Here is a 19,897-nt window from a genome sequence, read left to right on the forward strand (position 1 = left end):
TATACGTATTTATGATAAAACAAAAAGGGTGCTCCTTAAGACCTGAAATGCAGGTCCTGCAGAACACCCTAATGTTAATGCGCAGCATTTTGCGAAAAACTTAGCGGCTTGCTTGCTTAAACTCTGTTTGAATGGTTTGCAGCAGCTCAGGCTGTGTAAGAACATCATAAGCAGTTGCAGCAATTGCCTTGGCTCCAAGGATCATACCGTCTAGGGCCCGTTCCTGTAACGCCAGATCCCGGAATTCAATGGAATGAAGCGTATGAACTTCGTCCACAACACGGATATAAGGATGGATCGCAGGACAACGCAAGGATACGTTACCAATATCCATGGAACCATGGTCGTTACCACTAACGATCTCCTCTTGAGAAATGCCGAGTTCAAGCAGATTAGCACTAAAAGCAGCAGATAACGATTCATTCGTGACCATCTCATCATAGGAAGTCTCATAATTAGATGTAACAAGCCGGCATCCCGTTTGCAGAGCAGAACCTTCCGCGATCTGAATTACGCGTTGGGTTAGAATATTCAATTCTTTTCTGGTCGAGGCACGTACATAGAACTGGGCAGAAGCGTAATCAGGTATAATGTTGGCTGCCTGTCCTCCGCTATTGATAACCCCATGAATACGAACCGTGCTTTTCACTTGTTGACGGAACGCATTAATACCATTAAAAGTCTGGATTACTGCATCTAGGGCGTTAATGCCTTCATGTGGACTTGCAGCAGCATGTGAAGATTTCCCATGGAATTCAAATTGTACAGCATCAATAGCCAGGGAGCTGCCAGATTTCTCATAGGCGTAATAAGGGTGCGCCATTAGTGCGACATCACAGTCATCGAACAATCCCGCTTCAGCCATAGGCACTTTGGCCCCACGCGTTTCTTCCGCTGGTGTACCGAACACTTTTAATGTTCCGCCGACTTCATCCAGTATAGACTTCAGACCTACCGCTGCTCCGAGGCTCATCATACAGATTAGATGGTGCCCACAAGCATGACCGATTTCCGGAAGTGCGTCGTATTCACATAACAGGGCAATAGTCGGACCTGGTTTGGAAGCAGCATACGTACCGATAAATGCGGTGTCCAAGCCAAGGACAGGAGCCTCTACGGAAAAACCATGGTAGGCAAGTTCTTCTTTTAACCGAGCAGAGGCAAGGTATTCTTCGTTACCAAGTTCGGGATTGGCACCAATGTATGATGAAATCTCCTTAAAACGGGAAGCATATTGATCAATAACAGTTAGAATTTGTGTTTTGGTATGTGTCATGGTGGACTCCTTAAGCAAAAATGAAAATAATTCAATAATTATATCATAGTTGCGGTTATTTTTCAGAAACGGGCTGTAATCGAATCCTGTCGAAATGCATTGCATAATCATGCATTCTACTTTATAATGACTCAGGCATCAACAACAGAAAGCATACAAAGTATTATAAGGGGAGAACAGGGTTGAAATTGATTAGTCGTTACACCATGATGCTGCTAGCTTTTGTGGTCTTGCTAACTACGGTTGCACCTGTTGCGTTGGCAACGGGAACTACAAGCAATTCAGGCAGTAAAAAGCTGGTGCTAGGTACAAGTGCCGATTTTGCACCATATGAATTCCATAAAGTTATTGATGGTAAAGACCAAATTGTCGGATTTGATATTTCGATTGCTAAAGAAATTGCTGCCGATCTTGGCGCAGAACTTGTAATAGAGGACATGGGTTTTGACGGACTTCTTCCTGCGTTGCAGAGTGGTCGGGTGGATATGGTCATCTCGGGAATGACGCCAACGGATGATCGTAGACAAAGCATTGACTTCTCCGATACCTATTATAAATCAAAGCAAGTCATCATGATTCGCAATGCGGATAAAGATAAATATCCAACCATGGCTGATCTGGAAAATGAAAAAATTGGTGTCCAAAAAGGATCCATTCAGGAAACGATTGGCCAGGGGATCCCAGGCGCAAAACTGACAGCACTTGATAAAATATCTGATATCGTACTGCAATTGCAGACCAATCGTGTAAATGCTGCAATCGTTGAGGATACGGTAGCTGCCGGTTACCTGGATGATGTAATTGGATTAGCTCCAGCTATTCCGGATGAAGAGCAGGCCGAAGCGGCAATCGGGATTCGTAAGGGCAATACGGAATTGCTGAATGCAGTGAACGGAACGCTCGAACGTCTGAAAAGCGAAAATAAAATCGATCAGATGGTTACTGAAGCAAGCAAGTTGATGGCAGAGAAGAGTAAACAAAACATTTTCGAAGTATTCTGGCAGTACAAAAGCTTTTATGCAACAGGTGTGGGCTACACCCTCTTACTGTCTGCACTCGGTGTAATCTTCGGGGTAATTATCGGTTTGATCATCTGTCTGTTCCGTTTGCATGACATCGCCATTTTGCGCTGGATCGGAACAGCTTATGTTGAGGTCATTCGTGGGACGCCAATGCTGGTACAATTGATGATTATCTATTACGGCGTTTCATTGACCTTTGGGATTAATTTCTCGGCTCTTCAGGCGGGGATTATCACACTATCCATTAATAGTGGTGCCTATCTTGCCGAGATTTTTCGTGCTGGTATACAGGGTGTGGATCGTGGCCAGTTGGAAGCAGCTCGTTCCCTGGGAATGGGCAGAGGTGCGGCAATGCGCTTCATTGTGCTTCCACAAGCATTCAAAGCGGTGTTGCCGGCGATCGGTAATGAGTTCGTGACCATTATCAAGGAATCTTCCATCATCTCGGTTATTGGTATGGTGGACATTATGTACCAAGCAAGTGTAGTCAAAAACATTACGTACCAAGGAATGAATCCATTCCTGATTGCAGCGGCCATTTACTTTGTGCTGACGTTCATTTTGTCCAAGCTGCTGGGTCGACTGGAAAGGAAGTTGAGTGCAAGTGATAGACGTTAGACAATTACACAAATCATATGGAAATAACGATGTGCTCAAGGGCATTAACGTAACAATTGGCAAAGGCGAGGTTGTCGTGGTCATCGGTCCGTCCGGATCGGGGAAAAGTACCTTTTTGCGCTGCCTGAACCTGCTGGAGCAGCCAACTTCCGGCGAAATTAATTTTGAAGGTGTGTCGATCACTGACCCCAAACATAACATTAATGCAACTCGTGAAAAAATGGGGATGGTATTCCAGCATTTCAATCTGTTTCCGCACAAAACGGTGCAGCAGAATATTACGATTGCTCCCATTAAAGTGAAAAAACAATCTGCACAAGAAGCGGAACAAATCTGCGCAGATTTGCTCAAGACGGTTGGCCTGTCTGACAAAAAAGACGCCTATCCGAATCAGCTGTCCGGTGGACAGAAACAACGGATCGCTATTGCAAGAGCGCTTGCGATGCAGCCGCATGTCATGCTCTTTGACGAGCCAACGTCTGCACTGGACCCTGAAATGGTCGGTGAAGTACTGGATGTCATGAAGCGGCTTGCAGAGGGCGGCATGACCATGGTTATTGTAACGCATGAGATGGGCTTCGCACGCGAAGTAGGAGACCGTATCCTGTTCATGGATGGCGGGGTTATTGTAGAAGAAGGAACGCCTGCTGAAGTGTTTGGCGAGCCCAAGCATGCACGTACACGTGACTTCCTCGCTAAAGTGCTCTAATCCATCCAATTAATAAGGATGAAGATCAAGATGAAAAGGCAAAATCTATACTTTGGATGAGAATTTCATCCCCTCATACATCCCTGTCGACGAACCGTCGGCAGGGATTGTTTTGTTATGTAAGGATACGCACGGAATTACATAAAAAGTAACGTTTCTGTCATAAACGATAATAGCTTAAACAGACATTTTTTTGAAAAAGTCGCTTGAATTCAGCAAAAATGTTGAAGTGAATTAGCCAGATGGTAACATTTACTACGACTCCTGGTTACAAAATTGTGATATATTTGTTCCTGCCGAAACTTCCGGAGTTGGGAGTGTGGGGGATGTAATGATGCAGAGTGTGCTAGGGGAAGAATTATTTGCACACGGCTTGGGGTGAATTAGGGCTACATAAATTCTTAAATGTAATTGAACCTATAGGGTGGTTTCCTCCATCCGAATCCGACAACTAACTTCGCAGGCATAATGAGGGAGGAAGACCATGATTAACAAGAAACGTATAGCCAAAACAGCAACAGCTTTGCTGACAGCAGCAATGCTCATTCAGGCCGTTCCGGCTCATGCTGATTCAGTTCATGTGGCCAAAGAGGGGGATACCTTCTACACCTTATCCAAACAATATGGAGTTGGACTTAACGCTCTTATTAAAGCTAATAATGACATTTCAGCTTACAACATTTATGGTGGTTTGAAAATTACGATCCCTGGTAAAACAACGAACACAGCCTCTGCTGCAGCAGCTAAAACGGAGGCCAAAACGGTAACTGCCGCAAGCCTTGACGTTAATGCAGATAGTAAAGTTGTACAAGCCTGGGGAAAAACGTTTGATTACAGCAAAGCTGTCGACGTCAAAGCAACAGCATACTCCGCCGATGCTTCCGAAAATGGAGGATGGGGTGCTGTGGATTACTTCGGTAATCCGCTTGAATTGGGTACCATTGCAGTAGACCCAAGTATCATTCCATTGGGTACAAAGGTACTGGTTACAGGTCATACACATCCAGGACTGCCAAAACAGGCATTTGTCGCTACGGCTCGTGATGTGGGCAGTGCCATTAAAGGTCACAAGATCGATATCTTTATTCCTGGCAGCAAGCAATCCGTGAGCACATTTGGTATTCAGGATGTTGAACTTTACATTTTGAAATAAAATCAAAGCGAGCTGCACATCATCATATGTGACTCCAACTTAATCTAAATTAAACAATAAAGGGTGTTCTCCAATCACAATAATGTGATTGAAGGACACCCTTTTGAATATCCGTTTTCAGGAATCTTGATCTATTTACCCTTTGGCAGTTCTAGCATTTCGTCCAAAGTCACCAGCTCGTACCCGCGGTTTCGCAACTCCTCGATGACTTCAGGCAACGCCTCAATGGTACCACTCAGCTTCGATCCTACACCGCCTCCTGCATGCTGCAGAACAATTGAACCCGGTTTGACGGCGGACAGGATGTTTTGTTTGACTTCCTCTTTGGAGAGGCCCTTCCAGTCTAGAGAATCGACATTCCAGTTCACAATGCTGTAATGTTGTTTGGCTGCCCATTGTAGCTGTTGCTCGTTAATGTCACCATAGGGTGGACGAATCATTTTGGGTGTATAACCCGCCAGATTTCGAATAATATCCCCGGTATGTAAGATTTGTTTGCGAAATGCATTCATGGATAGCTTACTGAATTCCGGGTGATTGTAGCTGTGATTTCCCACAATATGCCCTTCTTTTATCATACGTTTCACCAGATCCGGATGTTTCTCAGCGCGATTTCCTACAATGAAAAACGTAGCCCGCACCTTGTATTTTTTTAGTATATCCAGTACCTGTGGTGTGAACCTTGGATCAGGTACATCATCAAAAGTCAGAGCGACCTTTTTTGTTGAGGGGCCATTGGTTTTGAACGTATCCGCATATTTCTGTCTGAGTTGTCCCAGAGTCAACTGTTCTTCTTCAGGAGAATCAGACTTCGAAGTAGGTTCGGTATGCGGGCTTGAAGAAGCCCATAACTGAGCAGGAGAATAACTTCCTCCCAGAAGAATGACCATGATGGATAACATTATGAGGCGTATACGCATGTTCGTGCCTCCTTTTCCCAAATTGCGTTCTCTTTGGTATGCCCGGGGCCATCCGTATTTATGCATGATGTGAGATGTTTCACTGCTGATTCATTAAATCGGAGCCATAATTCCACCATACATATACATATTGAAAAGGACAGGTGGAGCAGAATGAGTACATACGATTTAAACTCCGTTCGTTTACAGGTGATCGAGGCAGGGGAAGACAAAGTGTTTATGGTAACTGGAGGAAGATCACATATTGGAGCAGTAGCCACATTTTATCCAGACCGTGAACGGGTGAATGGGGCTACGGTGCATATTCCAGGGCATAAAGAACAAGAGTTGTGTGAGAGACTGGCACGTAAGGCTGCCCTTCATTTAAAGGTAACCGTTACCGTAATAATGGGGATTCACTTTGATGCAATTACGCGCATGCAGATTGATGAGATTGTGCAGACTGCAGAGAAGCTGCTTGATGAAGAGCTGTGCCAAACGGGTCGATTGATTCAATAGTTCCATATAGGCTAAGCAGGCCAAAATCGTTTTTTAGGATTTTTTTTGTTAAAATTGAAACGAGTAGAACATTGCCACGTATGTATGATTATATACAAGGATGAACTATCGACTAGGAGGAATACCATAATGTCCATTTTCAAACGATTGCGCGATTTAACGATGTCTAACATTAACTCTATTATCGACAAGGCAGAAGATCCGATCAAAATGACGGATCAATATATCCGGGATATGCAGGAAGATCTGGAAGATGCGGAGAAAGCTGTTGCTGCACAGATCGCCATTGAGAAGAAATTCAAGCAGCTGTTTGAAGAACAGGAAGCTCTCGTGAAGAAACGTGAGGAGCAAGCACATACAGCAGCGCGTGCACAGAATATGGATTTGGCTCGTCGGGCACTGGAAGAGAAGAAGGTCGCTGAAGAGAAGATGGCCGAATACAAAACAAGCTATGATCAAAACAAGGCTTCTGCCGATAACCTTCGTGGCAAGCTGGACGAAATGCGCAAACAATTGACGCAAATGAAAAACAAGCGTGAAACATTGGTTGCGCGCTACAACGCTGCAAAAGCTCAAACCGAAATCAATAAGGCGCTGAACGGATTTAGCTCCGACACTGCAAGTGCCGGCATGAAGCGTATGGAAGAAAAAATGATGCAGATGGAAGCTCAGGCCGAAGCCAGCAATGAGATGTCGTCCAAAGGAAAATCGCTGGATGATGAGTTCGAGAAGCTGGGCAAAGATCAGGCTGTTGAGGATGAACTGGCAGCACTGATGAAGCAATACGAAAATAAGAACTAAAACCTTGTAAGCAAGCAGGGGCACCAGCGGAGGAGAGACCAGCGTTTCTCCTTCGCTTTTAATTGCGGTTCATGTTGAGATGTGGGGGCTATGTAAATGGATTTGAACATTTTGGCAATGCTGGTCTGGACGTTATCGGGTTCGGTTTTGCTGTTTGTCTTAATGTATGTGGATTCTTTGTTCACGAAGTATAAGGATTTTGCTGAAGTGAAGGCGGGCAATATGGCCGTTACAACACGTATGGTTATGAAGCTGTTTGCTCAGGGATATGTACTCGCCACCTCCATTTCGACAGCGGGTCATCTTGGAGAAGCGTTGTTGGTATCCGTTGTTTCATTTATCATTTTGCTGATTCTGGAGAGTGTGGTTCACTTTATGATTCGGAGATGGGCCAACCTGGATCTGGATACGGGAATACAGCAGGGCAAGACAGGTTATGGTTTGTTCTCGGGTGCACTACATATCGTGGGCGCATTAATTATTGCAGCTTGTTTATAAGATAAAGAACAGGAGTAATGGGTATGAGTGTGTGGAAACGGATTAAAGGGATATTAGCCAAACCTGAACCGCCCCAGGCAGAGAAAACAATGCTTCAGCTGGCACCTGGTGATATCTGTGAGGTTTCGCTGGTCACCTATGAAGTTGTTGGGCGGGTACATCATCGAGCGCGAAATGCAGCTGTCCTCACGTTGCAGGATGGTACGGCAATCCGACATTTGCATATTGAAGAACGGGAAATGACCCGATATGCCCTCTATACACCCATTGATGGCCGTCTCGATGCACCAGACGAGGTGCCTACGTTGCTGGATCTGGATGGACGTGCGTATCATTTGGAGGAAGAATACGGAGGAATGGTAACCACTGCAGGCAGGACACCCTATGGTCAGGCTGGGGAACAATTAGTATGGCAATATCAGTCTGATGATAACATGCTTTTGCGTGTGGAGTGGCAAGACAGAAGATTTACGCTGTATGAGGGTGAGTCCATTCTTCCTGCGGATATCAAAGTGATTCGTTCGAGCTAGGAGAGGTTCCAATGAAAAAGCGCTTGGCACATGGATTAAAATTAATGCTGGTCCTCAGCCTTGTGATGTCGCTGCTGTCCGCGTGCGGAGCACCTTCCGTTCAGGACACATATCCGCTTGAATCGGTCAGCGGCAGTGGTAATACAACATCCTATGTGTACCGAGCTGCCGATCGTACCGTTCCAGAGGTTGCTCAGGATTTATCTGAACAGCGGAAGCCGGATCAGATCTCGGCGGAAAATACAGAGCGGATGTTCCTGGTGTATCAGGACCAGTATTATCATTTGCAGCAAGACCCGAATAAAGCGGAAGACACCTTGGTTGAGGTGGATTCAAAGGAATATGTTCGGCAAAATTATGATTCGTCCTTTTTGCAAGGTTACTTAACCGCAACATTAATCGGTAATTTGTTTGATTCGTTCGGGGGTAGAGGGTCCGGTACGTATCGGGGTTATACGAACAAGGACACGTACAAACCAAGAGAAGGTTCCTATCGGACACCGACGAGCAGCGATAAAAAGATTGCTCCGCCGATTACCGTTGACCGGAAAGGGTCGATTACCCGTCGTGGCAGCGATAAGGATTCAAGCGTAGGCTCCGGTGGAGGATTATTCAGCCGGAATAAGGAACAAAGCAAAGGCACAATTGATCGTAATAAAAGTAGTGGCGGCCTTGGAGGATTATTTGATTCACCGAAGAGTTCCTATAAAAAACCCAAAACGAGGGTTGGCGGCGGCCGAATCATGAGGCGTAGGTAGCACTTCACATGAATGGGACCCGCAATATTAAAGCATTAGCAGAAGAACAGTGAAAAGGTAAGGTGGAGCGAGCTATGCCACTGAACATGACCTTGGACGCTGTTCTTTTTGTTTTACGATTTGCGGACATGATGGGACTTTCGAACACGAGGAATGGTTGTGGCAGGTTGTTTGCGAATCCAGCGGATATAAGGAGCGATGCGCTCATCTTTCCTTAGTGCCTGAATCTCAGTTAAACCTAAGGTGATAATATCGCGATTGGTATACAGAGAATGAATCTGTTTGTGGCAAGGGATACAAAGATCGGCAGTAGGCATATGCGTTCCGCCCATTTCTTTCGGTGTCAGGTGATGGACTGTTGTCTCGACAGGCTCCCTTCCACATAATTCGCATCGTTGGTTCATAAAGGTCAGCTCCTTTTCTCTTACATATTATGGTCTGTCCATTCGTCTTTCATGTGAATGATATACTTGGAGAGTACTTGTCATGACCTAGCTTTCGGGCTACACTTTTTAATATGAACAAATGACCCAGGGAGGTTCTATCACCATTGAAAATAAATTCACATTCAACGGATATGACGACTGCGAAATTTATCCGTAAAGCTATACAAGTACCGGATGCGCAGGCGAAAATTGCTGCTCATGTCAGTTCGGGTTCAATAGAAAAAGTAACACTTGAGCAAGCACATGGTCGAACGCTTGCTGAGACGATTCATGCTCCCCATCCTTACCCATTCTTTCGTCGTTCCGGAATGGATGGGTTCGCGATTCTAAGTTCAGATACGATTGATGCATCCAGCGAGCAGCAGATTTGGCTCCGTATCATTGATGAAATTCCATGCGGGTATACATCGGATCTTACGGTTACATCGGGTACAGCTGCTCGGATCATGACAGGAGCTCAGGTACCGGAAGGTGCAGATGCTGTTGTCATGATGGAGATGACTGAAAGTAAAGAAGAGCATGGGGAACAATGGATTTCTCTGAAGCGCCATATTCAGCCTGATGCTAACATTACCCCGATTGGATTGGAAGTTCATGAGGGCCAATCACTGCTGGAAGCAGGAACGATTATTCAGGCAGGTGAACAATCCGTGCTGGCGACATTCGGCGTAGGTCAAGTGCCTGTATACAAACGCCCCAAGGTAGCCATTTTTGCAACAGGTACAGAGTTGTTGGAAGTGGACGAGCCATTGCAACCTGGGCGTATTCGGAACAGTAACAGCTATATGCTTCGTTCTCTGGTTGTTGAAGCGGGGGGTGAGCCGGTTATGTATGGTTCAATTGCTGATGATGTAGATACGGCACGTACGAAGCTTACAGAAGCGCTGGAACATAATGATATGGTGGTCACAACAGGTGGAGTATCAGTTGGGGATTATGACATTATGGGGGACCTGGTTCGGGAAGGGAATATGGAGATGCTGTTCAACAAAGTGACCATGCGTCCCGGCAGTGTTACGACGGCTGCAGTGGTTAATGACAAGCTGCTATTTGCACTTTCGGGCAATCCGGGGGCTTGTTTTGTCGGCTTTGAGTTGTTTGTTCGGCCAACGATTCGTTCGATGCAGGCTGATGCTCATCCATATTTGGAAGAATGGACAGCCATATTGGATGATGACTATACAAAGGTCAACAATTTCACGCGCTTTGTACGCGGACGGACAGAGATACGTAACGGCATGGTGTATGCTAAACCTTCAGCCGCGCGTGTGGATGAATCCAGTGTCATGATTACCATTAAAGATAGCGATTGCCTGATCGTGGTTCCGCCAGAGAAAAAAGGCATTCCTGCTGGTGAACAGGTTCGAATTCTCAGACTTCCCACGGGTCATGTCAGGTAGGTCATACATGTCTGAAATAAGCAGCACTTCACCACATATCATACAGATTGTTGGATATAAAAACTCAGGCAAAAGCACTTTAATTGCTGCGCTTACCCGGTACCTTACCTCTGCTGGACGAAGAGTGGCTGTAATAAAACATGATGGACATGATCATTTTGAAATGGATCACGAAGGAACCGATTCCTACAGCTTTGCTCAAGCAGGGGCCGATGCAGTCGTTGTTATGTCGGAGAAACGTACCGCACTCATTGAAAGACAAGCGACGCCGTTGGAAGACATGATAAAATATCTGTCTGCCTACGACTGGATTCTCATTGAGGGATACAAACAAGCGCTATATCCCAAATTGGTCATGGTCCGTGAAGAGAAAGATCTTTCTCTAATAGAGACGTTACAGGATGTAATCGGGATTGTTTCATGGCTGGATCTGGAGCATGACAAGAGAGAATGTATGGAGGATAGTGAGGGCCTCGTTTGGCATTCTGTTCATGAGGCAGAGGTTATAGCAAGATGGCTGTTTGCGCTTGAATGTCATGAAGAGAAAAGAAGATTATGACGAAATAATTATTATGTAAACTGAATGATATGAAATGTAAGGAAAAGAGTATGTTTTCATTAATTTTGCGAAGCAATAAATATGAAGAAGCGATCCTTGCAGGACATTCTCCTGAAAGAATCGCTTTTTTAAGTTAAATTGTAATGAATCTAATGAATCGAATGAATCGAATCTTTGCTGAGACTGCATAAATAGGCTACATCCCATCGTCAGTGCGACGTTCAATTGCTTCAGACATCGTTTTATCCGTGAGATGCGCGTAAATTTCGGTTGTTTCCGTAGAAGCGTGTCCAAGCTGTTCTTTTGTTTTATAGATATCATTTTGCAGATAATAGTCGGTCGCAAAAGAATGGCGCAATTTATGCACAGTCAGATACGGCTTGCCGAATTGTTTAGCGTACTTCATGATCATGGCCTGTATGGCCCGTTTGGTCATCCGACTTCCTTCGGAATCTCCATTGCGAAGAGCGATAAACAACCCTTTTTCCCGTTTGGGTGTGCGGTAACGTGACTGGCGCAGATTGATATAAGTTGCGAGTTCATCCTTGGCTTGTTCTCTAAAATACACGGGCGTCTTAAACGTCTCATCATTATTACCTTTGCGATATACATACAGCAGCTTATTGTTGAGATCCAGATCATCCACGTTCAGGTTCACCACTTCAGATACACGCAAACCCGAATTCAGAATAAGGCTGGCGATACAGGCATCCCGTTCTTTGTTTAGCTCGTGTGAGTAAATCGCCTGTTTGTTCTTTTCCATATCCACGGCATATCCTTCAAGGATGTATCCGATAAACTCCAGTAACTCTTCTTCTTCCAGAAGTTTACCCTTTAGTTTGGCTGCTGTATCTTTGGGTTTATGGGTACGTTTGATCTCAATCTTCGCCATAATGTTTCGTTTCAGCAGTGGGTAGAAATCTTCGTCTTCCGCAATCTGACTTAAATAATGAAAGAGCGAACGCAGAGAAGAAAGTTTGCGGGAAACCGTGATTCTGGAGTTGGCTCCTTCACGCTTGGTGGCCAAAAATAATCGATATGATGTCACTGATTCCATTCGAAGGACTTCCAGTTCAAGCAATGTAACTTCCTTATTGGAGCTTGCCTCGGATAATCCTTCTGCACGTAACCAGCCAAAGAAGGCTTCATAATCCCTTAAATATTCAAGCAAAGTAGAAGGAGATAAATCGGGTAATTTATAATCAATGAATTGCTGAACGAACCAAGGCATGGAAGGCAGTTTGTCATCCAGCTTGCGTCGGTCAATCTCTTTTTGCACATTGGTCAAGTTCGGCACCCCCATGTTAAAATAATTTCTAAAATATGCTATATCCTATTTTACCATATTTAGATCGTCACAGCCTGTTCACGGAACCGGAATAACACACATCTATGCTTCCTTGCCCTTGGCGGTGTAAAGCTTTAAAGTATGAGTTATATGTTGAGCAGAGGAGGTGAACCGGATGAATATAAAAATAGAGCTGGTTCCCCGGGAACGAAATCAGGTGATTCGGCACTTAATGCAATTTTATCTGTATGATTTTACTAAATATTTAAATATTGATGTGGATAGTAACGGTATTTTCCCGGAGTATCCCGGATTGGACGCTTTTTGGTCAGAGGAAGACCGTAAGTTTCCTTTTTTGATTACGAGTGATGAGGCACCAGCAGGGTTTGCATTAGTAGAGCGTTGTGAACCAGGCAGCAAAGATAATGACTACTACTTGACCGAGTTTTTTGTAATGCAAAAATATCGGCGTAGTGGAGTGGGTACCCGGGCAGCTTATGAGCTGTTTGAACGTTTTCCGGGAAGGTGGAAAGTAACCCAGGTACGCAACAATGTCATTGCTCAGGCGTTCTGGCGAAAAATCATAGGGGAATACACGGGAGGCCGCTTTCGTGAGAAATTTCATCCTGAACTGGGGAACCCGAGTCAGTTCTTCGTAACCTGATTCAACGGATCTATCCGTGTTGGAGGAAATAAAGTAAGATGAGCAAGTGGGTGTAATACCCAACATAAGGGTAATACATACCGAAGACTAATTTGTACTACATGTACTTTCATTATCTGTAACCAAATTCACGAAGCTTGGAGGAAATGATCCATGGAACTGCGTAATTACGGAAACACTGGCATGAAAGTAAGTACACTTGGGTTTGGTGGAGCGGAGATCGGCAAGAACGTATCCAAAGCAGATGTAGAAACATTGCTTAACAGTGCGTTGGATGCAGGGTTAAACGTCATTGACACGGCTGAATGTTACGGGGATAGTGAAGAGTTAATTGGAGATGTGCTATCACATCGCAGAGACGATTATTATTTGTTTACCAAATGTGGACATGCCGCTGGAGTAGATGGCCCAGATTGGGACGCCAAAGTATTAGAGCAGACGATTGACCGTAGTCTTAGAAGACTAAAAACGGAATACGTTGATGTAATCCATCTTCATAGTTGCTCAGAAGAAGTACTTCGGCAAGGAGCGGTCATTGAAGTGCTGCAACGAGCCAAGGAAGCTGGGAAAACAAGATTTATTGGATATAGTGGCGATACGACGGATGCACTATATGCGATTCAGACAGGTGTGTTCGACAGCTTGGAAACCTCGCTGAACATTGCCGATCAGGAAGCCATCGATCTAACGTTGCCAGAAGCGAGAAAGAGAAATATGGGGGTTATTGCCAAACGCCCCATTGCCAATGCGGCATGGACGTATGACTCACTTCCGGAAGATGCATATCCCTTTGTATACTGGAAGCGCTTGAATGAACTTGGTTATGGATTTCTGGGAAAAGATGCACAAGCAGCCGTTGAAACGGCATTACGTTTTACGCTCAGTACAGAAGGGGTAGACACGGCGATTGTGGGTACAGCCAAACCTAACCGCTGGCAGCAAAATGCCGATCTTGTCGCCAAAGGAGCGCTGAGTAAGGAATTATATGACGAAATTAGAGAACGTTGGAAAGAAATAGCGGGAGCTGACTGGACTGGACGAACTTGATTCTTTCAGCTTTCAGCTATAAAAATAGCATGATAATCACAAAGTCGCCTTAAAAGCGGCTTTTTTATTGGCAACAACCTTATATTTTCACTATATGAAAAATTCACAAAAGAAAAGAGTACTGGCTATGTCCATAGGGAGGGTATGTTTCCGCCAGATTTTCACCAAAATAAGGGAGAATTTAATCGTTTAGCTTTAACTTATAACTTATCTGCACCTATCTTTGAACACTATATTATAATTTCAATATATGAAAAATTCACAATAGAAAGATCAATTTAGGCTCCCCAGTTCATACCTGCATGTGCATTACATCATCTCACCAGCTCGTTATAACGAACTGCTTTATCCTAAGCTCAATGTCAACACTGATTTGTGATTAAGCAAGATTTAGAGGTTAAATGGGATGGCTAAAAAAACGGAAAACAAATCTTCGGATAAGCAGAAAGAAATCCCTACGCGGGGCTGCGCGCCCCGTGTAGGGATTTGGTAGGCTCATATGCTTAGAGCGATTTATAGTCACGAATAATGACATCTACGACACGCTTTCCCCAATTCGAGGCTTCCGAGCCTGGTTCATTCCAATCGTAGGAGATGAGTGCTTTCCACAAAGCCCAGCCACGGGCACGATCAACCGTATCTTGGTCAACATTCATGCAGCTTAGAAAAATTTCGCGACTTACATCATCAAAAAAGTTCCAGGCTATCACAAGATCACTAGAAGGATCGCCCACACCCATAGTTCCAAAATCAATAACCCCGCATAATCGTCCATCTTGCACGAGCAGATTACCTACTGCAACATCACCATGGATCCATAACGGTGCAGCTTGATATTTCGTTGCCAGGGCAAGCTCCCATATTTCAGTCATGAGCTTTGGATCGTATTGGCCGGATACCTTTTCAATGACGGTCCTAGTATCTGTATCGTAAACCGCTAAGTCCCCGCCGCGATGAAAATTTTGAATGCCTGCGGGTATTCCTTGACTAGCATCAATGGCTTCGAGTTCCCTCAGAAATTTAGCGAGGTCTCCGGCAAAAACGCTTAGGTCGAGTACGTTGGTATGTGTGACGGTCTCGCCTGCAATCCATTGGTTGATCGACCAGGGAAGGGGATAGTCGTCCGAAGGTTCACCTTTTGCAATGGGAGCTGGAATGGGCCAGGATAGTTGAGGCTTGAAAACTGGAAGCCACTTCAGTTCTTTTTCTACAGCAGAGGCGTAACGTTCGTGACTCGGTAAACGAATCGTCATTTCGTCACCCAATCGATATGTGCGGTTATCGTGCCCGCTTTTTTCTACGGGTGTTATCGTTAAACCTTTCCACTTCGGAAATTGACTATCGATTAATTGACGAACCAGTTCAATCGTAATTTCAATCATGTTCACGCCTCATTTTCTATTAAATGGGTGGGTTTTAACGTTAGTATATAAATTTTAACAATTTGTCTTGATCTTATCAAAGGGAGAAAATCGTCCAAGACAAAATGAGGAGGGTCGCCCTGGGATGCCGCCAAAATAGCGATTTTTTAGTGGCTAGAAGCCTTGTTGGTGAGTGCGAAATCACAGGTTTTTATCCCTTGACATAAAATGTCATTATAAAGATAATAATTGTAACTTTGGAAGAGGAAGGAGAAATCAAAACCAAAATTAGGTTTGATTTGAATGCATATGTAAGCGTAATAATTTCGGTTGTCCCTCACACAATTATCACTTTAAAGGAGTGTAGTCATGTACGATAAAATCGTAGATATTTTGTGCGCTATTAAAGAAGACCAACCGGAACTACGCCAATCCTTGTCCCCAGCAACGGAACTGAATAACGATATTGGTCTCGATTCCCTGCAAATGATTCAGTTTATGCTCAAAGTCGAGGATCAGTTAAACGTAATCATTGACTATGACGAATTCGATTATGAACATCTCCAATCGATCGACACATTTATAACCTTTCTGAAAAGCTGCCAGTCTCAAGAGCAATCATTGTACGAAGATGTCCAGAAGTGAGGCCAGGGTAATTCCAACGATCGTTATGGGGACATTTGATCCAGAAACGCGATGGAGGGATCCGGACTTAGCCAAGCTACCTGCTTTACCTGATAAGGACAGGGAATCCATTGTCCTATGTATGGACGAGCTGTTATTTCCATTTTGCGGGCCTGACGATATCCTCTACACCCGCTGCAAAATCGATCCAATGCTGTACGAGTATCTGAACGGGTTAGGTTTCTCCTTTCATAACCGTTATCATTTTGATTTGAACGATGAAAAGAGGTCCTTACCCGAACCGGACATTTTCAAGCAGTGCATATTCAGTCTTGCTTCAGATAATCAACAGCGTGAAGAGATCTTGACCCAGAACGTAAAATATCTCTCACCTTATGCCATTACGGCTGATACGGAGGACTACCTGCATGCCGAAGGATCGTTGGGTTCTTTGCCCAACCTTGAGACGGTTAAGCATGTAAATTCCAAATTTTACTCCAACCGACTCCTGACCAGGATCGGAGAGAAGTGTAATGGCACGGAAGTGAACAGTGTAGGAGAAGTGCAGGCTGTCGGAAATACGCTGCTGAAGCGAGGGGCGTATTTGCTGAAAGATCCATTCGGTGTTTCTGGCAAGGGCAACATGCTCATTGAAAATGAAGCCATGCAGCGAAGGATAGCTGAGCACCTGGATAAGCAGGAGAGAAGAGGATTGCGCTCGCAATTCCTGCTGGAACCACTGCTGAGGAAAAAGATTGATTTCAGTTCACATTGGTTCATTCATAAGAGCGGTGAGAGGGATTTCCTTTCGGTTCAGCGTATGCTGAATCAGCAGCAGAATTACGGCGGATCTATTAGAGCAGATGAGGCTTTGCTCCTTCTGCTGGAGAACGCAGGTTATTTTGATACGATGGAAAAGGCACTTCGGGTATTATTCGAGGACGGATACCATGGCTTCGTGTGCTTCGACTCCATGATTCTGGAGGACGGCAATGTCGTACCTATTGTAGAAATTAACGCGCGCAAGTCCATGGGTCTCATTAATGCTTATCTTGATAAAGGCTGGGAAGCGAACGGCCATAGCGGCCTGCTTACCTTTCTGTCTCTCGGTCTACCTGAAGGCTTCACGTTCAGAAGGTTGCTCGACGCTTTGCATGTATCCGGTATTCTATTCAAAGGGCAAGATGAGTACGGAATTATGCCTATTTCATCTAACACCGTAATGGTGAATGAAATTCTGACCTCTCGACGTATTTCCGAGGGAATCCAGAGTCATCGGGGTATGCCGAAGGGACGATTGTATATCTCGGTGGTGGGCCGTGATGACGAACATCGCAGTGAACTGATCGTGAGTCTGAGGCAGGTACTCGCTGACTTGTCCATTAAGGTGTACAACTAATTCTGGAATGCGGAGGCTGCGCATGAATTCATCTTCGGTTACCCTGCTTGCGTCAGGCAATTCGCTTGGTGCATACATTCCGGCTATGCATCTGAACACGTACCTGCAAGATAGAGGTGTAAGAACGGAAGTTTACGTTCTGGAGAACCTGTATCATGAAGAAATCAGGTGCAAGATTAATTCCACCAAAAAAGCATTTCATGCCGATTTCTCTGTTGCCCTTATGGGGCATAAACTGGCCAAGCCTGTAGTCTCTTCCCTGAACGAAGTGGAAGTCAAGTTGCTGTTGGACGCATGGATACGTGATGGGGTATCTCATTTTGCTGTGTTTACCGGTTTTTGGCTCCCGATCCTGGAGAGGTACAAAGCCATTGCGCACTTACCTCTGGATATTCAACTGATTCGCTTGGATGTGTGCGATACGCCATCGTTTAAAGTACACAAGTCCGTGTATCCAGACTACGATAACGTTTGGCTTTACGAGCCTTCAAGGTTGTCTCCAGATAGCTATATTGCCTCAGATGAAACGGAACTCCTGCCATATGCACAGCGTGATGGGCGCATTCTGATCCATGGCGGCGGCTGGGGGATAGGAACATACGCGTCAACGATTGCAGACCTTCGTCAATTTGGTTACTTGCTGGATGTGATCGTCTACGATCCTTCCGAGGTCGAGGAGGACGATGGGAGCACACGCTACTTTGGAACAGAGGCTTCATGGAATCCGTGGAGTAGGGATGCCCAGGGGCGGTATTCGTTTCCGCCAATGAACCGATATGTGCGTGAAGAAGGTATTCTTCGGGCAATTAGGCTCGGTAATTACTCTGATTACACGGATCTGATGCGTAATTGCGCTGCTATTATCAGCAAGCCCGGAGGAGCGACACTGAACGAATCGTTGTCCTACGGAATACCTTTTGTCATGTTAGAGCCGTTTGGTGACCATGAGCTTCAGAATTCAAACTATTGGGAATCCTGTGGTTTCGGTATCCGATTCGCGGAATGGAAAGCCCTGGATTACTCTGGACAACGTCTCGAAGAAATGTATAGTCGGTTGCTGGAGCAGCGATCAAAAATCAATCATTTGGGGAGGAAAACGCATGCAGCCGAAAACAGCAGTTACGTTTGATAAGCTGACATTCCAAAATATGAAAAGAACCCTCGTTCCGCTCGCGGAAACGGGAAGGAAACGCCGAGAGGACCCGACGTATGCCGCACCCGTGCCTTATGAGATCGGAATCAAGCTTAATAACGGCTGTAACCTGCGCTGCAAGCATTGCTTTGAATGGAATCCAGATGGCTTCCATCATGGCTTTGCCAGTGAAGTGAAAAGAGACGAAATCGAGATTCCCGTCGTGGAGAAACTGTTGGCCGAAACGAGAGAACGCAAATCACGTGTGTTCCTATGGGGCGGAGAACCGCTATTTTACTCCAAGTTCGATGAACTGGCAGAACTGCTGGCTAAGGAAGACCGGCATACGACTATTTGTACAAACGCGATTCTCATTGAACAAAAGCTGGATTCCATTTTGAAAATGTCTAAGAATTTAGTCATGCTGGTCAGCCTGGAAGGATTTGAGAAAGAGAATGACGCGATTCGGGGCAAAGGCACGTTCAAAAAAGTGATTCACGCCATACAGCTGCTGTTGGATCTGCAAAAGCAGGGCTTGTACAAAGGTAAAGTGTCCGTAGCTCTGACTGTAAATGACCAGATGGTAGATCAGCTGTATAGCTTGATGGAATTCTTTGAAGAACTGGGTGTTGATTCCGTGTACTTCTGCTTCCCTTGGTACATCCCTTCCGATACGGCAGAAAAAATGGACACCTACTTTGATGCGCACTTTCCGCACCTTGCCTCCCGCTTTGCGAGCGACCACAAGAATAGCTGGCACTCTTTCACGTTTCACATCTCACCGGATCGTTTCGACACGCTAATTGAGGAATTTAAACGAGTCAATTCGCGAGTGTGGAATGTACGTATCCGCTATCAGCCTGCGCTGGAGCCTGAAGAGGTAGAAGGTTTTATTCGAGGTAGCGAAAAGCCGGCCATGAATCGGACCAAGTGTTTCTCGATCTCGAACCGGATGGATGTGATGCCAGATGGTAAGGTCAATCCATGCAAATTTTTTCCCGAATTCAGTGTCGGTAATTTATACGAAGAAAGTGTGGCCGATATTTTCCACGGTGAGGATCTGCGAAAACAACGCGAGATTCTGGCCTGCGGCCTAACACCGATTTGCTCCAAATCCGTGCTTCTGTATAACAACGGAGTTTAATCGCTTTAACTTTAAGCCGCCAATAAGGGAAAACATGCAATTATTCAGGA

21 protein-coding genes and 1 riboswitch are annotated in these 19,897 nt (G+C 45.1%); of the genes, 16 read left to right on the forward strand and 5 right to left on the reverse strand.

Annotated elements, in window-relative coordinates; all coding sequences use genetic code 11:
* Positions 1-100: 100 nt before the first annotated feature.
* A complete protein-coding gene (locus tag G3352_RS15900; RefSeq protein ID WP_163757903.1) occupies positions 101-1,276 on the reverse strand; it encodes a M20 family metallopeptidase in 1,176 nt (391 codons plus the stop codon).
* Positions 1,277-1,458: 182 nt separating this feature from the next.
* Here G3352_RS15900 and G3352_RS15905 point away from each other — a divergent pair, with 182 nt between their 5' ends.
* The 3 genes from G3352_RS15905 (at position 1,459) to G3352_RS15915 (ending at position 4,778) form a co-directional block, all read left to right on the forward strand.
* Positions 1,459-2,916, forward strand: coding sequence for an ABC transporter substrate-binding protein/permease (locus G3352_RS15905; protein ID WP_163757905.1), 1,458 nt, complete (start codon positions 1,459-1,461; stop codon positions 2,914-2,916).
* Positions 2,903-3,625, forward strand: coding sequence for an amino acid ABC transporter ATP-binding protein (locus G3352_RS15910; RefSeq protein WP_099856261.1), 723 nt, complete (start codon positions 2,903-2,905; stop codon positions 3,623-3,625). Before G3352_RS15905 ends, G3352_RS15910 begins: the two co-directional genes overlap by 14 nt.
* 284 nt (positions 3,626-3,909) lie before the next feature.
* Positions 3,910-4,107, forward strand: a riboswitch (cyclic di-AMP (ydaO/yuaA leader).
* 2 nt (positions 4,108-4,109) lie between these two features.
* A complete protein-coding gene (locus tag G3352_RS15915) occupies positions 4,110-4,778 on the forward strand; it encodes a 3D domain-containing protein (RefSeq protein WP_063562812.1) in 669 nt (222 codons plus the stop codon).
* A gap of 131 nt (positions 4,779-4,909) precedes the next feature.
* On the opposite strand, the gene G3352_RS15920 is transcribed toward G3352_RS15915, so the two are convergent.
* Positions 4,910-5,698 carry a polysaccharide deacetylase family protein gene (locus G3352_RS15920; protein ID WP_163757907.1) on the reverse strand — a complete coding sequence of 263 codons (789 nt, stop codon included), beginning with the start codon at positions 5,696-5,698 and terminating at the stop codon, positions 4,910-4,912.
* 153 nt (positions 5,699-5,851) lie between these two features.
* Here G3352_RS15920 and lpdD point away from each other — a divergent pair, with 153 nt between their 5' ends.
* The 5 genes from lpdD (at position 5,852) to G3352_RS15945 (ending at position 8,783) form a co-directional block, all read left to right on the forward strand.
* Entirely contained in the window at positions 5,852-6,196 is a 345-nt protein-coding gene (lpdD, locus tag G3352_RS15925) for a prenylated flavin chaperone LpdD (protein ID WP_163757909.1), read from the forward strand.
* A gap of 129 nt (positions 6,197-6,325) precedes the next feature.
* Complete coding sequence (locus G3352_RS15930) at positions 6,326-6,997, forward strand: PspA/IM30 family protein (protein ID WP_090899779.1); 672 nt, start codon at positions 6,326-6,328, stop codon at positions 6,995-6,997.
* Positions 6,998-7,093: 96 nt separating this feature from the next.
* The gene (locus G3352_RS15935; RefSeq protein ID WP_063562809.1) at positions 7,094-7,495 is read left to right on the forward strand and encodes a DUF350 domain-containing protein; all 402 of its coding nucleotides are present in this window, start codon (positions 7,094-7,096) and stop codon (positions 7,493-7,495) included.
* A 23-nt stretch (positions 7,496-7,518) separates the two neighbouring features.
* Positions 7,519-8,025 (forward strand): DUF4178 domain-containing protein, encoded by a 507-nt coding sequence (locus G3352_RS15940; RefSeq protein WP_163757911.1) that lies wholly within the window; start codon positions 7,519-7,521, stop codon positions 8,023-8,025.
* Between the two features lie 11 nt (positions 8,026-8,036).
* Positions 8,037-8,783 carry a DUF4247 domain-containing protein gene (locus G3352_RS15945; RefSeq protein ID WP_163757913.1) on the forward strand — a complete coding sequence of 249 codons (747 nt, stop codon included), beginning with the start codon at positions 8,037-8,039 and terminating at the stop codon, positions 8,781-8,783.
* Between the two features lie 113 nt (positions 8,784-8,896).
* On the opposite strand, the gene G3352_RS15950 is transcribed toward G3352_RS15945, so the two are convergent.
* Positions 8,897-9,187, reverse strand: coding sequence for a restriction endonuclease (locus G3352_RS15950; RefSeq protein ID WP_076289148.1), 291 nt, complete (start codon positions 9,185-9,187; stop codon positions 8,897-8,899).
* Between the two features lie 173 nt (positions 9,188-9,360).
* Between G3352_RS15950 and G3352_RS15955 the strand changes: the two genes are divergently transcribed.
* Together G3352_RS15955 and mobB are read left to right on the forward strand one after the other, a co-directional pair.
* The gene (locus tag G3352_RS15955) at positions 9,361-10,629 is read left to right on the forward strand and encodes a molybdopterin molybdotransferase MoeA (RefSeq protein WP_163757969.1); all 1,269 of its coding nucleotides are present in this window, start codon (positions 9,361-9,363) and stop codon (positions 10,627-10,629) included.
* 7 nt (positions 10,630-10,636) lie between these two features.
* Entirely contained in the window at positions 10,637-11,188 is a 552-nt protein-coding gene (mobB, locus tag G3352_RS15960; RefSeq protein ID WP_163757915.1) for a molybdopterin-guanine dinucleotide biosynthesis protein B, read from the forward strand.
* Positions 11,189-11,384: 196 nt separating this feature from the next.
* On the opposite strand, the gene xerS is transcribed toward mobB, so the two are convergent.
* The gene (gene xerS, locus G3352_RS15965; RefSeq protein WP_257018525.1) at positions 11,385-12,476 is read right to left on the reverse strand and encodes a tyrosine recombinase XerS; all 1,092 of its coding nucleotides are present in this window, start codon (positions 12,474-12,476) and stop codon (positions 11,385-11,387) included.
* Between the two features lie 175 nt (positions 12,477-12,651).
* Here xerS and G3352_RS15970 point away from each other — a divergent pair, with 175 nt between their 5' ends.
* Positions 12,652-13,140 (forward strand): GNAT family N-acetyltransferase, encoded by a 489-nt coding sequence (locus G3352_RS15970; protein ID WP_163757917.1) that lies wholly within the window; start codon positions 12,652-12,654, stop codon positions 13,138-13,140.
* A gap of 153 nt (positions 13,141-13,293) precedes the next feature.
* A complete protein-coding gene (locus G3352_RS15975) occupies positions 13,294-14,187 on the forward strand; it encodes an aldo/keto reductase (RefSeq protein ID WP_163757919.1) in 894 nt (297 codons plus the stop codon).
* A gap of 503 nt (positions 14,188-14,690) precedes the next feature.
* Here the strand turns inward: G3352_RS15975 and G3352_RS15980 are convergent.
* The gene (locus G3352_RS15980) at positions 14,691-15,569 is read right to left on the reverse strand and encodes an aminoglycoside phosphotransferase family protein (protein WP_163757921.1); all 879 of its coding nucleotides are present in this window, start codon (positions 15,567-15,569) and stop codon (positions 14,691-14,693) included.
* 348 nt (positions 15,570-15,917) lie between these two features.
* On the opposite strand from G3352_RS15980, the gene G3352_RS15985 reads away from it, so the two are divergent.
* The 4 genes from G3352_RS15985 to G3352_RS16000 are packed head-to-tail and all read left to right on the forward strand — an operon-like array spanning position 15,918 to position 19,847.
* Entirely contained in the window at positions 15,918-16,193 is a 276-nt protein-coding gene (locus G3352_RS15985) for an acyl carrier protein (RefSeq protein ID WP_064637210.1), read from the forward strand.
* Complete coding sequence (locus G3352_RS15990; RefSeq protein ID WP_163757923.1) at positions 16,180-17,571, forward strand: hypothetical protein; 1,392 nt, start codon at positions 16,180-16,182, stop codon at positions 17,569-17,571. The genes G3352_RS15985 and G3352_RS15990 overlap by 14 nt, the downstream gene beginning before the upstream one ends.
* A 22-nt stretch (positions 17,572-17,593) precedes the next feature.
* Complete coding sequence (locus tag G3352_RS15995; RefSeq protein WP_163757925.1) at positions 17,594-18,700, forward strand: glycosyltransferase family protein; 1,107 nt, start codon at positions 17,594-17,596, stop codon at positions 18,698-18,700.
* A complete protein-coding gene (locus G3352_RS16000) occupies positions 18,672-19,847 on the forward strand; it encodes a radical SAM protein (protein WP_163757928.1) in 1,176 nt (391 codons plus the stop codon). The genes G3352_RS15995 and G3352_RS16000 overlap by 29 nt, the downstream gene beginning before the upstream one ends.
* Positions 19,848-19,897: the final 50 nt, after the last annotated feature.

It is taken from the genome of Paenibacillus sp. ALJ109b, assembly GCF_010747435.1.
Taxonomy (GTDB): Bacteria; Bacillota; Bacilli; order Paenibacillales; family Paenibacillaceae; genus Paenibacillus; species Paenibacillus taichungensis.

Bases quoted from the DNA above. Each gene is read 5' to 3' on its own strand.
- G3352_RS15935 (WP_063562809.1), top strand. From the start codon at position 7,094: ATGGATTTGAACATTTTGGCAATGCTGGTCTGGACGTTATCGGGTTCG.
- G3352_RS15915 (WP_063562812.1), top strand. From the start codon at position 4,110: ATGATTAACAAGAAACGTATAGCCAAAACAGCAACAGCTTTGCTGACA.
- G3352_RS15940 (WP_163757911.1), top strand. From the start codon at position 7,519: ATGAGTGTGTGGAAACGGATTAAAGGGATATTAGCCAAACCTGAACCG.
- G3352_RS15990 (WP_163757923.1), top strand. From the start codon at position 16,180: ATGTCCAGAAGTGAGGCCAGGGTAATTCCAACGATCGTTATGGGGACA.
- G3352_RS15970 (WP_163757917.1), top strand. From the start codon at position 12,652: ATGAATATAAAAATAGAGCTGGTTCCCCGGGAACGAAATCAGGTGATT.
- G3352_RS16000 (WP_163757928.1), top strand. From the start codon at position 18,672: ATGCAGCCGAAAACAGCAGTTACGTTTGATAAGCTGACATTCCAAAAT.
- G3352_RS15980 (WP_163757921.1), bottom strand. From the start codon at position 15,569: ATGATTGAAATTACGATTGAACTGGTTCGTCAATTAATCGATAGTCAA.
- G3352_RS15920 (WP_163757907.1), bottom strand. From the start codon at position 5,698: ATGCGTATACGCCTCATAATGTTATCCATCATGGTCATTCTTCTGGGA.
- G3352_RS15945 (WP_163757913.1), top strand. From the start codon at position 8,037: ATGAAAAAGCGCTTGGCACATGGATTAAAATTAATGCTGGTCCTCAGC.
- G3352_RS15995 (WP_163757925.1), top strand. From the start codon at position 17,594: ATGAATTCATCTTCGGTTACCCTGCTTGCGTCAGGCAATTCGCTTGGT.
- G3352_RS15975 (WP_163757919.1), top strand. From the start codon at position 13,294: ATGGAACTGCGTAATTACGGAAACACTGGCATGAAAGTAAGTACACTT.
- G3352_RS15985 (WP_064637210.1), top strand. From the start codon at position 15,918: ATGTACGATAAAATCGTAGATATTTTGTGCGCTATTAAAGAAGACCAA.
- G3352_RS15900 (WP_163757903.1), bottom strand. From the start codon at position 1,276: ATGACACATACCAAAACACAAATTCTAACTGTTATTGATCAATATGCT.
- G3352_RS15930 (WP_090899779.1), top strand. From the start codon at position 6,326: ATGTCCATTTTCAAACGATTGCGCGATTTAACGATGTCTAACATTAAC.
- lpdD (WP_163757909.1), top strand. From the start codon at position 5,852: ATGAGTACATACGATTTAAACTCCGTTCGTTTACAGGTGATCGAGGCA.
- mobB (WP_163757915.1), top strand. From the start codon at position 10,637: ATGTCTGAAATAAGCAGCACTTCACCACATATCATACAGATTGTTGGA.
- G3352_RS15950 (WP_076289148.1), bottom strand. From the start codon at position 9,187: ATGAACCAACGATGCGAATTATGTGGAAGGGAGCCTGTCGAGACAACA.
- G3352_RS15955 (WP_163757969.1), top strand. From the start codon at position 9,361: ATGACGACTGCGAAATTTATCCGTAAAGCTATACAAGTACCGGATGCG.